The 11,928-nt window shown below is 39.8% G+C and carries 13 protein-coding genes; 1 reads left to right on the plus strand and 12 read right to left on the minus strand.

The window, feature by feature from the left end; all coding sequences use genetic code 11:
* The 5 genes from AAC037_RS08915 to AAC037_RS08935 form a co-directional block, all read right to left on the minus strand.
* Nucleotides 1-953: TIM barrel protein (locus tag AAC037_RS08915; RefSeq protein WP_339902657.1), on the minus strand; the 953-nt coding region annotated here is incomplete at its 3' end.
* 9 nt (nt 954-962) lie between these two features.
* Nucleotides 963-3,071, minus strand: a complete 2,109-nt coding sequence (locus AAC037_RS08920) for a bifunctional aldolase/short-chain dehydrogenase (RefSeq protein WP_339902658.1) — start codon at nt 3,069-3,071, stop codon at nt 963-965.
* A 422-nt stretch (nt 3,072-3,493) separates the two neighbouring features.
* Complete coding sequence (locus AAC037_RS08925; protein ID WP_339902659.1) at nt 3,494-4,336, minus strand: alpha/beta hydrolase; 843 nt, start codon at nt 4,334-4,336, stop codon at nt 3,494-3,496.
* 193 nt (nt 4,337-4,529) lie between these two features.
* A complete protein-coding gene (locus AAC037_RS08930) occupies nt 4,530-5,858 on the minus strand; it encodes a hypothetical protein (RefSeq protein WP_339902660.1) in 1,329 nt (442 codons plus the stop codon).
* Nucleotides 5,859-5,901: 43 nt separating this feature from the next.
* Nucleotides 5,902-6,618 (minus strand): hypothetical protein, encoded by a 717-nt coding sequence (locus AAC037_RS08935; RefSeq protein WP_339902661.1) that lies wholly within the window; start codon nt 6,616-6,618, stop codon nt 5,902-5,904.
* Nucleotides 6,619-6,674: 56 nt separating this feature from the next.
* On the opposite strand from AAC037_RS08935, the gene AAC037_RS08940 reads away from it, so the two are divergent.
* Nucleotides 6,675-6,890: a hypothetical protein gene (locus AAC037_RS08940; RefSeq protein WP_339902662.1), complete on the plus strand. Its 216-nt coding sequence runs from the start codon at nt 6,675-6,677 to the stop codon at nt 6,888-6,890.
* 7 nt (nt 6,891-6,897) lie between these two features.
* Here AAC037_RS08940 and AAC037_RS08945 read toward each other — a convergent pair whose 3' ends face one another.
* The 7 genes from AAC037_RS08945 to AAC037_RS08975 form a co-directional block, all read right to left on the minus strand.
* Nucleotides 6,898-7,788, minus strand: coding sequence for an FAD-dependent monooxygenase (locus AAC037_RS08945; protein WP_339902669.1), 891 nt, complete (start codon nt 7,786-7,788; stop codon nt 6,898-6,900).
* A gap of 17 nt (nt 7,789-7,805) precedes the next feature.
* Nucleotides 7,806-8,018, minus strand: coding sequence for an FAD-dependent oxidoreductase (locus tag AAC037_RS08950; RefSeq protein WP_339902663.1), 213 nt, complete (start codon nt 8,016-8,018; stop codon nt 7,806-7,808).
* 247 nt (nt 8,019-8,265) lie between these two features.
* On the minus strand, nt 8,266-8,772 hold the full coding sequence (locus tag AAC037_RS08955) for a GNAT family N-acetyltransferase (RefSeq protein WP_339902664.1): 507 nt from the start codon (nt 8,770-8,772) through the stop codon (nt 8,266-8,268).
* A gap of 16 nt (nt 8,773-8,788) precedes the next feature.
* The gene (locus AAC037_RS08960; protein WP_339902665.1) at nt 8,789-10,321 is read right to left on the minus strand and encodes a sulfatase; all 1,533 of its coding nucleotides are present in this window, start codon (nt 10,319-10,321) and stop codon (nt 8,789-8,791) included.
* Between the two features lie 209 nt (nt 10,322-10,530).
* Complete coding sequence (locus tag AAC037_RS08965) at nt 10,531-10,794, minus strand: hypothetical protein (protein WP_339902666.1); 264 nt, start codon at nt 10,792-10,794, stop codon at nt 10,531-10,533.
* A 141-nt stretch (nt 10,795-10,935) separates the two neighbouring features.
* Complete coding sequence (locus AAC037_RS08970) at nt 10,936-11,211, minus strand: hypothetical protein (protein WP_339902667.1); 276 nt, start codon at nt 11,209-11,211, stop codon at nt 10,936-10,938.
* Between the two features lie 54 nt (nt 11,212-11,265).
* Nucleotides 11,266-11,928, minus strand: a 663-nt coding sequence (locus tag AAC037_RS08975; RefSeq protein ID WP_339902668.1) for a hypothetical protein, incomplete at its 5' end; no start/stop codon positions are given.

Consider the following 11,928-nt stretch of genomic DNA (forward strand, 5'->3'; position numbering starts at 1 on the left):
TTTTTGGAAGCACTGTCTTCCATACCTTCTACCAATTCGTTAAATATCAAAAACAATTGGTAAGGTTTCATGGCACCTACGGTAAGGTCATCATCACCAAATTTGGAGTCATTGAAATGAAATCCCCCAAGTTTTCCCTGCATCATAAGGGTGGCCACAATTTGTTCAATATTGGTGTTGGGCAGGTGATGACCCAAATCAACCAATGTAAAGGCCCTTTCGCCCAATTGGGAAGCCAGTAAATGAGATGTTCCCCAATCCTGTATAACGGTATGGTAAAAATAGGGCTCATAAGGTTTGTACTCCACAAACATTTTCCAATCTGCAGGCATCCCCTGATAAATCTCTTTTAAAGAATCCAGCGTGCGTTGCAGGGCTTTTCTGAAATTCATTTGTCCGGGAAATGAAGACCCATCTGCCAACCAAACGGTTAAGGCTTTCGATCCCAATTGGTCTCCGTATTTGATGACCTCAAGGTTGTGATCAATGGCTTGTTGCCTTACCTTGCTATCTGTATGACACAAAGAGCCAAACTTATAAGAGAGAGCTTGATCTTCTTGATCCTGGAAGGTATTTGAGTTGACGGCATCAAAAAGCAGGTTATGAGAAGCCGCATGAGCTTTCACTGCATCGATGTCTTCGGGAATATCCCAAGGGATATGTAGGGAAATAGCACCTGATCCGGCATTCAATGCATGAAGAAGGCCTACGTCATCAATTTTTTCCTCTAAAGACCGAGGTTCACCACCACCGGGAAATCGGCCAAATCTTGTGCCTCCAGTGCCTAGAGCCCAGCTTGGAATGGCAATTTGAAAATCCTGAATCTTCTGAATGAGTTGCTCAGGTTCCAGACCTTTGGTGGTTAATTTATTGCTTAGATACTCAAAACTCTCCCGGTGATCCGGGAGAGCTCTGTTATTGATAGTATTGATTTGATTTTTATCAATTCTCATGATAATAAATTATCTGACAAAGGCAGCAGCTACCCCTCCATCAACGTTTAAAATATTTCCGGTACTCTTACTTAAATGACCTCCAACAAAGGCAAAAACTCCATTGGCAATATCATCTACTGAGATAATTTCATTCATGATGGTACGCTTGGCATAGAATGCAGGAAGTTCTTCCACAGTGATTCCATAAGCCTTGGCTCTGCCTTTGGCCCATTCACCTTCCCAGATTTTACTTCCTTCAATTACCGCGTCCGGATTGACTACATTCACTCGGATTTTATCAGGTCCCAGTTCAGCAGCTAGCAATCTGCTCATGTGTACTTGGGCGGCTTTGGCCGTTCCGTAACCAACATTGTTAGGTCCGGAAACCAAAGCATTTTTACTTGCAATATTGACGATGTCTCCTCCTTTATCCTGAGCCCTTAAAATGGCAACGGCTGCTTTAGAAACGGCAAACTGACCTTTTACAAGCACAGATTGAAGAATGTCCCAATCCTTTTCTGTAGTTTGTGCGATTGGTTTAGAAATGGCCAGTCCTGCACAATTGACGATAATGTCTACACCTCCGAATTTCAGACAAGCAGCTTTCAAAGCTTTTTCTATGTCCTCCATTTTGGTCACATCCATTAAAGCTCCGGATCCGGTGTCCTTGCCGTAGGTCGCCAGGGCAGTATCCAGGTTGTCTTTGTTGATGTCTGTAATGAATACACAAGCACCTTCTTTGGCCAGTTTATCGGCAATTGCTTTTCCGATGCCTCCGGCTCCTCCGGTTACAAAAGCCACTTTTCTGGAAAGCGGTTGCTCCTTAGGCATTCTTTGCAACTTGGCTTCTTCCAGTAACCAATATTCAATGTCGAAAGCCTCCTGTAAAGGCAATGAAACATAAGAAGAAACAGCTTCAGCACCTTTCATTACATTGATAGCATTCGTGTAAAACTCACTTGCTACCCTTGCCGTCTGTTTGTTCTTGGCATAAGAGAACATTCCTACACCAGGCCATAAGATAACCACAGGGTTTGAATCCCTAATGCCGGGACTATTGTCACGTTTGTGGTCTTCATAATATTTGGTGTAATATTGTCTGTAGGCTTCAAATTCTTTTTCAAGGTAAGCTTTTACCTCAGTCATGTCAGACAGGTCCGTATCCGGAGCTATTTCCAATACCAAAGGTCTGATTTTTGTTCTCAAGAAATGATCGGGGCAGCTGGTTCCAAGAGGAGCTAGTTTTTCCAGGTCATTGCTATTTATAAATTCCAAAACCCTTTCATCGTCTGAAAAATGACCTACCATTCTATTGTAACTAGAGGCCAATCCTCTTAAATGTGGGGCAATGATTGAAGCTTGCTCTTTTCTTTCTTCTTCAGGAAGGGAGGAAACTTTTTGTCCACCAAATACAGGTCGATCTTTGCCATAATTGTCTTCCAGGTACTGGGAAGCTTTGTCAATTACTTCAAGACTGTTGATATAACATTCATAAGCCGTATCTCCCCAAGTGAAAAGTCCGTGTCCTCCAAGCATAATTCCCCTGATTCCTGGATTGGCTTTAAGCGCTTTGTCCAATTGAAGGGCAAGGTCGAAGCCAGGTCTTTGCCAAGGAACCCAGGCAATTTGTCCTTCGAATAACTCTTGGGTAATTTTTTCTCCATCCTTGGCTGCTGCGATGGCTATGGCAGCATCAGGGTGAAGGTGATCAATGTGCTTGAAAGGTAATACAGCGTGCAATGGAGTATCTATAGAAGGAGCTTTAGAGTCCAAATCATAGATACAGTGGTTGAAAAGTGCCACCATTTCATCTTCAAACTCCAATCCGCGATAGACATTTTTAAGCGCTAGCAGTTTGTCCATATACAACCCTGCAAGGCCGCTTCTTTTCAAAGTTCCAATGTCTCCACCTGATCCCTTGATCCACATTATTTCCGTGTCTTCCTTGGTAAGTGGGTCTTTTTCTATGGTCTTGCAGCTTGTGTTTCCTCCTCCATAATTGGTGATTCTTAGGTCTGCACCTAAAATGTTAGAGCGGTAAAGCAAAAGGGCTACTTGATCGTCCCCTAAAGCCTTAGCTTTTTCATCATCCCATAGATAATCTACGTGCTTAAAAGTGTCTTTTGTAATTGCCATATTTTAAATAAATTTGAATTCCTTTTTAATATTTTAGCGAATATACCTTATTCAAAAATTTTAACTGTCCTGTTCTATGCTGTTTGAATGGCAAATTACCCATTACAAAAGCATTAATCTGTCAAAAAACTATACTTTTCCTCTTGAATGAGCCATTTTTTCGGATAATCTGTCTTAAAAATCAGACAATGATAAGAAATTATTGTTTTTCGATTATTAAAATTTAACAAGGTTTAATAAAACCCCAATACCGGAGGAATGAAAATGAAAACCGCAACTTTTAAATTCGTCCTAATTACAAATAAGGCAAGAATATTTCTAAAATCACAAAAATTTAAGAAGTCACTATTCAATGAAAATTGGGTAATTTGAATGAATCATCCCTTGGCTCATCAAAGAGTCACGGGATTGAATGGATTGTGTCAAAGGCTTATTCCACTATTTCTCATCCAGTCAAACAGCGGTTGCATCCATTCTTCGGTTGGTAAACTCAAAACAAATCCATGATTGCCTTTCGGGTACAAATGCATTTCTGAGGGAACTTCATTTTTTATCAGTGCTTGGTAGAAGCGGATACTGTTCTCCACAGGTACCACATTGTCATCTCCGGTATGGGTGATCCAAGTGGGTGGGGTGTTTGGGCCGACCTGCAATTCATTAGAAAACAGTTGCTTTTGTTTTTCTGAAGCAGACTTGCCGAGTAAATTTTGTCTTGAACCTAAATGACCTATTTCGTCTGTCATACTGATAACCGGATAGATAAGGACCATAAAGTCTGGTCTTAAGCTTATTTGCTCCTTATTTGGGATATAAGACTTGTCAAAATGTGTTCCGGCAGTGGATGCTAAGTGTCCTCCAGCCGAAAAGCCCATGATCCCAATTTTGCTCGGGTCAATATTCCATGCTGAGGCGTTTTGTCTTACCGTTTTAATTGCTTGCTGGGCATCCTGAAGAGGACCAATAGCTTTGTCAATCATAATCGAATCACTGGGCAATCGGTATTTTAAAATAAATGCAGCAATTCCCTTTTTTACAAATGTTTCAGCGATCAAGGTTCCTTCGCGGAGGTAGCTCTCGCCTGAGTATCCACCTCCAGGGCAGATTATCACTGCAGCCCCTGTAGCTATTTTTTCACTAGGATGATAACTTGTGAGGGTAGGTTTGGAAACATTTTTTAACCAGGCAATACGGCCATTGTCCTCAATGACCTCTTCCTGCATGGCATAAGCCTTACTATTAGGAATATTCTCTGGGTATAAATCCATTATTTGTTGGGCCTCCAAGTTGGAAGAAATTATTAGAAACAGGATTAGCGCAAATTGCTTGATGGATTTGGGTCGATTGATTTTTAGTTATTACAGTTAAATTTCCTTTTAAAAGCTCAATGTAAAAATAAAAACCATAAGATTTCAAATCCCCTGGGATCAAAATCATTCTTCAAATGAAGTAAACAGATTGCTACTGTAAATCAATGGCAAGTCTTAATTCTTCCGGTTGAATTGTAAGGCTTTCATTGGTGTATTTCACCTGAAATTGTGGGCCATTTCCGGGGAGTGAAAATTGCCTAAAATTACTAAGATCGTAGGATCCGCTTCCACTTAACTCCAGTGGGAATTGCATAGATAAAGGAGTGAAACCTGAATAATTGACAGAATTAGCAGTGATTTTTAGTTGGAGTCCGTTCTGTTGCCAGCCGGTAGTAAAAGGTAAAAACTGATTCAGTACAATGTTGATAAGGAAAGACATGGAGATGGTCAATGCCATAAAAATCGGGGCATACATGATGACACCTAAAACCACGAGCATGCCGGAAGTGGATAGCTGTGTATTGACATTGGCATCGTAAGTAAATTTCAGTTGAGGCTGAGTAGGTGCACCGGTTATTTTTGGAGTAACTTCGGCCTTGAAGGAAATTTTGGCTTTTACACGGCACCAGCATTTTCCTCGCTTGGCTTTTAAAGACCCCGTGGCTACGATCTTGTCTTGAACAAATTTAACATGAATGGAATTGATGTAGATTTTCCAACCGGATACCCGGAATTGTGATGGAACCCAACCCTTCGAAAATGCAATCTGTACAGCTGCGCTGATAACCTTGTCGTTGACTACCGCACCAATACTAGTGTTTGGGGGATTGAAATGTTTCATATGCTGACCAATGCCTCTTGCCGGAGCTGTTAGGTTAAAGTCTGAAGCCATGAGTATTGATGTAGGCGGGACGGTTTTCTGAGCTGTCAGCAATGGACTGTTTGGAGCGAATCTCAGTCCCAACACACCGAAAATATCAATCAGGTCCCAAACAGGGATTTCGACTTTACGGATCAGTTTAAAAGCCAGCCAGACACCAAAAGTAATCAGTGGGGCAATGATGCCATTTAATATCCAATTGATAAGAAAATTTCCACCAGTAAAACTGATTCTTATCGAAAGTGTAGGGGCTATTTGAATGACAATCCCCTTAGGTTGACCGGCGGCTGTTCTTGAAAGGTTGAGTTCGACATTGTCGATCGTAAATGCCAAGGTTGTATTGACAAGCTGAATTCCAAATAATCTTAATTTAAAATCTGCCTTTGCCTGCAAGTCTGTCAACACCCCACCCAATGGCGCCGGGTCTTCCAAATCCAATATCTCCAGATCCTTAACTGATGCTTCAAATGAACCTATTCTCCCAAGTCTCGCCTGATAAGTTAATTGCGCCTGTAAACTTTGCAAGAATTTATCCAATACAAGGTTGAGAATGGTTTGATTAATTTCAAGCGCTAAAGAAAAACCTGCTGCCCATGACATAACATTTTGTATTTAAGCCAAAATTTACGTTGTTCTAGAATTCCTATATGACGCTTGCAGGAACTTCCCGTGCATCATCCATATCAAACTTATCATCACTATCAGTGCAATTTTCTTCATAGATCAGTTCCAGTTTTTCTAATCCGTAAAATTGAGTTTGACCTATTGCTATGGAATAGAAGAGTTCTTCGTTTACTGGTAAGCCTTCTTCTTCTAGTAGCAATTCCTCATTTATAATGGAGGCAATTTCATCAGGTACTTCAATGTTAAGGAATTCGGAAAAAAAACGCACATGGTCTGCCATAAAAATATGTCCGTTCCTTGTTCTGGCATTAACGACATCCACTAGCCTTTTTCTTAAGTCATCATCCAATGCCTTTTTATTATCCGCGGTGACCTTTTTAAATACCGACACCCATAATTTCCAGTGAAAAGTTTTTTCAGCCTCTCCTGCTATAGAAAAATGCAACGTCATTTGGATTTCCCCAAACCCCTCCTTCATGAATTCGGTATTAAAGATTACTTTCCGGTCAACTGATTTTCCTTCCTGAACATCCAGGTTTAACGCTAGGTGTTCCTTGTCATTTTTTGCGGCCTTATTAGTAACCCCATCAAGATTCCAAATTATTTTGTTCAGCTTTGAGGTTTTTAAAGCAGTGATGTGTAAGTCAACCTGAAGGTCTTCTCCCGGCTGTATTACAGATGGACATGAACATGAAATTTGAAAAAAATCGTTTGTATGGTAGGTTGTAAGAAGCATGACATTGAAAAAGGGCTTTATAAGATTATAGTATAAATTATTAAAAAATACTTTAAATGCCAATTTATTTAATAAAAAATTATAAAATTGGGTATGATGGTAGTTGTTTATTCTACGATAATACTTTTGTTAAGCATAAAGATGCTTTTATGTTTTACTCTTTGTTTGAGAATGATTGGCCTAAAATCGCCAATTTCGACTTGTTGTATTCCATCTTGACTTCCAACTTGGAGGTAATCATAAGGGGCAGGATTGCCCCATATGCCTTTTAATATGTTTTTATACTTCAATTTCATTGACCCTATAGGAAAAATATTTATCAATCATTTTCATGGCCAAGCTTGAAGGCGTTAATTGAAAGGCTAGATTTCTTAATGAAATAAGCAGTGGATTTTCGAGTTGCCCCAATTTGCCCAATTTCAAACTTTCTTTTATGATTTCTTTAGATCGGGGGTATTGTAAGGCTTCATACCTTTCGAATGCTTTTTGCGTAAGACCGTATTTTTGAATTGACTTGGCTAAAATATAAGCCCCTTCCATGGCCATACATCCTCCCTGGCCTAAATTAGGAGTGGTGGGGTGGGCTGCATCTCCGAGTAGGGTGACCTTTCCTTTGGTCCAACCTTTGTGGGGTTCTCTGTCAATCAAACTATTTTTGAGAATATGTTCTGTGTTTTTTATTAGGTCAGGAATTGGGCTGTGCCAATCTCCAAATAAACGACTCAATTTATCCTTCGTGGTTTCAGGGCTGTCACCTTCCATAAAATCCTCATTGCTTGTGGCCCACCAGCCATAAATCCCTTCTTTGATTGGAACAATGCCTACTCTTTTTCCTTTACCATAAGTTTCGCTTGCGTAACCTATTTCAAAGTCTGTCTTTACCACTCCCCTCCATATATTATATCCTCTGAATAGGGGTTCCCCGTCGTTGATTAAATGTTTGCGTACTACTGAATGGATACCATCCGCTCCAAAGACAGCATCATATTTCTTTGTTGTTCCATTTTCAAAAGATATCCTTACTTGATCATTCTCCGGAGAAGATATCTCTTTTAAACTGTGATTGTTGTATGGTTTTGCGTGTATGTCCTTTAACAAGATCCGGTGTAGATCTGCCCGGTGAATGCAAATGACAGGATAGTCACTATTTGGTTCAGATTTGCTTAGAATTTTTCCCTTATCTGTTTTTAAATAAACTTTTTTAAACTTACTACTTCATTCAATAAACCTAATTCTTCCATTACACATAAGGCATTTGGAAAGACACTGATGGCTGCTCCTATTTCACCAAACTGTGCTTTTTTCTCAAAAATATCAATATCATAATTTTCATGTGACAGACACCTGGCAAAAGTAAGCCCTGCAATACCACCTCCAATGATGGCAATTTTCTTTTTCATGATCGTCAGGTTTGGTTTGATGATGATTTGGCTGAACTACAACGAATTTGAATGCATTAAACCAACTGCAATTAAAGTTTTAAACTATTAAAAATAACGAAAACTTCATCAATAATTGCAATGAAAATTTCGAAATAAGTTTTTATAACCAATTGATTACCTTTTGCAGAATCAGTAAATATGGCATTGAAACTATCTGAACTATTCAATAGTCTACAAGAAAATTGCTATATTTTTACACACGAGGTTACAGTACTTCCTTTTCATAAAGATTGTAGGTAGACAAAGGTAAGTCTTTTACTCCTACTTTCTTAAAGCCTAACTTTTGGTAGTACTTACAAAGCTTAGGGTTTTTTGAGTCTGAATCTAATCGCAAGTATTGGCATTCATTTTTTTTGGCTTTATGTCCAATTTCTTCTAAGATTCTTTGCCCAATTCCTCTTCCGTTATAGGCTTCCTTAACGATTAATGAATGCACATAGATGGCTTTATCTTTTTGCTTTCCCCAATAGAGTAGGTCTTCATTTAACATTCTCACCATGCCGATATTGTTTTTATCCTGGTCATCGATGAAAAAGAATTCACCGTTTTTAATACCTTCTTCAATCCATCGTACTTTTTCTTGTGGAGGGTTCTTCCAATATTGCCAATGGTCAATCTGCATCCGGTTAATTTTTTCGGCTGCTTCCTTCAGTAAATTTAAAACCAGTGTTAGGTCTTTTATTCCTATTTGTCTAAACGTTATCTCCGTCATTATTCGTGTCTAATGGCTACTCTCCGGGATAGGCTACAGGGGTTCCACTTTCTTTGTGTATGGGCATTTGTGCCGCTACTTCTTTAAGGTGAGCCGTCAAAAGACTGGCCAAGGCTTTTACTTTTTCCGGTTTTGTGGCTGCCAGATTGTTTTGCTCTCCTATGTCTTCACGGATATTAAACAATTCAAAACTTTCATCTATATGGTAATAAATCAACTTAAAATCCCCTTTTCGAATAGCACTGAAGGCGCCTATCCCAGGCCCCTTAGGCCCCCATTCATTGGGGTAGTGCCAGAACAAAGACCGCTGTTCAACTTGTCCCGGCCTATTGTTTTTCAGCAAACCTGTGAAACTTTTTCCATCAACTTTCTGAACGGTGGTTTTGTCTTCTACTCCCGCCATTTCCAAAATGCTCGGATAAAAATCTTCAATGATCAGGTAATTGTCATTTTTTGATCCGGGAATCGTTACGCCGGGCCACTTTACGATCATTGGTACCCTGATGCCACCTTCATGGATGGACCCTTTGCCGCTGGATAAGGGTTTGTTATGGGTGTGAGGTTCTCCGCCTCTGCCATGAACGCTAAGGCCACCATTGTCTGACATGAAGAGGATGATGGTGTTATCCATCAAACTTTTTTCTTCGAGATATTTCATGATGTCGCCCAAGCTTTTGTCCATGCCTTCTATAAGCGAGGCATAGCTGGCTTCTTTTTCATCAAGACCTTTGTCCAGGTATTTTTGATAATAGCGCTCGTCTTTTTCTATGGGGGCATGTACTGCATAATGCGACATATACATAAAAAAGGGTTTGTTTTTATTAAGAGCTACATCCATAGCACTTTTGGCTTCAAGGGTAAGCGCTTCTGTTAAGAAGATTTCCTGGCCATGGTATTTTTCAAGGCCCGGGACATTCCATAAAGCACTGCCTCCTCGCCAATTTGCACTAAAATTGTTTGCTCCCAAATAGCTACCGGGACCTCCGGCAGCATGTCCGGCTATATTGACATCAAAACCGATGGCTTCAGGGTTTTCGGCAGGAGTATCAATGGCTCCAAAATGTGCTTTTCCGGCATGAATGGTGAAATAACCTGCTTTTTGAAGCAAGGAAGGTAGGGCATCTGCATATACTGCCAGATCCAACGGTTCCGGACTCATTCCGTTTACATTCCAGGCAGGAAAAGACAAGGCTTTATGGTTGGTTTCCATAGGTTGTAGGGCGTCCTTGTGTAGGGTCCAGTTGGTTACACGATGTCGTGCAGCGTTCATGCCGGTCATTAGACTTATACGTGTGGGAGAACAAACAGGTGTGGCATAAGCTTGAGTAAATTTCATCCCTTCAGCTGCTAGTTTTTCCATATTTGGTGTATGATAGCGCTCATTAAAAGGGGTTTTTTTATGCCAAAAAGGAAGAGAAGTGTCCTGCCAACCCATATCATCAACAAAAAATAAAACAATATTTGGTTGCTCTGAAGCTTCGAGACTTGCTTGATTTTTGCAGCTTCCAAAAACCATACATAGTAGGGTTAGGTAAAAAAGACTTTTCATAGGTTAGTTTTTTCTTGAATTCGACCTCAGTTTTAAATACCACCTGGTCTTGTTGGGATCACCGTTGTTTTTGGACCCGTTTATTATAAACGGTGAAGATAAATCTAAATGCTGAACCGTCAAAAGGGACTTGTCGCTTAATTGACCATACTTTGGGGAAGCTCCAAATAATTTGGTTGGCTAGTGCCAATTTAGTTTATCTATTACATTCAATGGCTTGTATTTTGGTTCTTACTCATCAATTCCCTCATGTTTTTGTTGAAGAATTCAAGTTCATCTCCTAAAACAGGAAAGAAATCCAATTCTGTCTTCTCAATTTTCCTGAGAGCCTTCTGAAGCACCGTGGCTGCTTCCTCGGTTAACTTGATTATTTTGGCCCTGTTGTCATTTGGATGTGCATGTCTTTGAATATACTTTCTCAAAACTTTAGAAACCATCATCCTAGCTGCATTGCCTTGATTGGCAATATCCACTTGGGTAACAAGTTCATTTTCCCTTATAAATCAACCCAAAGATGTCAATATAAGAAATTGTGTATGGGTCAGGTTTAAAGGATTTAAATTTTAAACCAAGAGTTTGACCGTTGTTAAATAGCTAAGGGAATTTACAAAGCATCAATAGGTCTTCCTATGAAGTAAAGCCGAGCCAACAAAACTCTTGGGTTGCTTACCTTTTTTTGAGCCATATTCCACTTTTTTCTTTACCCAGAGGCCAATAATAGAATCTTTAAATTCGGAGTCATTATTCCATTGTATGCTCCGTTTTTGTGGAACTTCAATATTTCTGGGCTTGAGAGTAGGTTTTGGTTCTTTTTGGAAATTACCAAAAACCAGACCTAACAATAGGGCAATAGGAACAAGTAGGATCAGTTTATTTTTTCCGGGTTTCATTCTTTTTACAATAACAGGATTATTCCTTGAAAAAGGAATATTGACCCCTGCTATTTAGCAGATTAGCAGCAACCTTTTCTTTCCGTTCTTTTCCTTTGGAGCACGATGAATACAAGGCGGAACTTTGCTATTAGGGTGATCAGTAGCCAATCTACACATATGGCCAATGCCCAGGCTTATTGGCTGTGCATTGGATTTTGGCTGATAGTGGAGGTCAAAATACTGTTCATTTAAAAATGATTCAAAATATTTATCCGGTCCATCAAATAATTTTTTAAGCTCCGCTCTTATTTCGGGTACAAGGACTTTCTGTTCGGCTTGTGCATTGGGTAATACTTCACTTGAGTCCCCATAGTACGTGCATAAATAGGTATCAACGGGAATAGGAGAGCGATCTACATGAAATGAGTAAACATCGGTTGGGAAAAAGGGGTAGCTATCGTCCCTTTCATAGGAATGAATCACATTAAGTGTTGGCGAGGCACCATGCGCTTCCAGGGTTTTCAAATCTTGTAAAAGCATTTCACGGGCAAGTTGCCCTTGTTCACTTAGCTTCAGTCCATGGAGCTCATCTGGATGAAGCTCGGTCATATTTTCATTAAGCGCTATTTGATTAACAATCTCTGAAAAATCTCCTATTAATTGACGTTTCCAACAAAGCGCATTGACGTTTCCTTGAAAGGGCGTAGTAACAAGATCACGAAAAGTATTTACAAA

The organism is uncultured Cyclobacterium sp., from assembly GCF_963976465.1.
In the GTDB taxonomy this organism is placed as follows: Bacteria; Bacteroidota; Bacteroidia; order Cytophagales; family Cyclobacteriaceae; genus Cyclobacterium.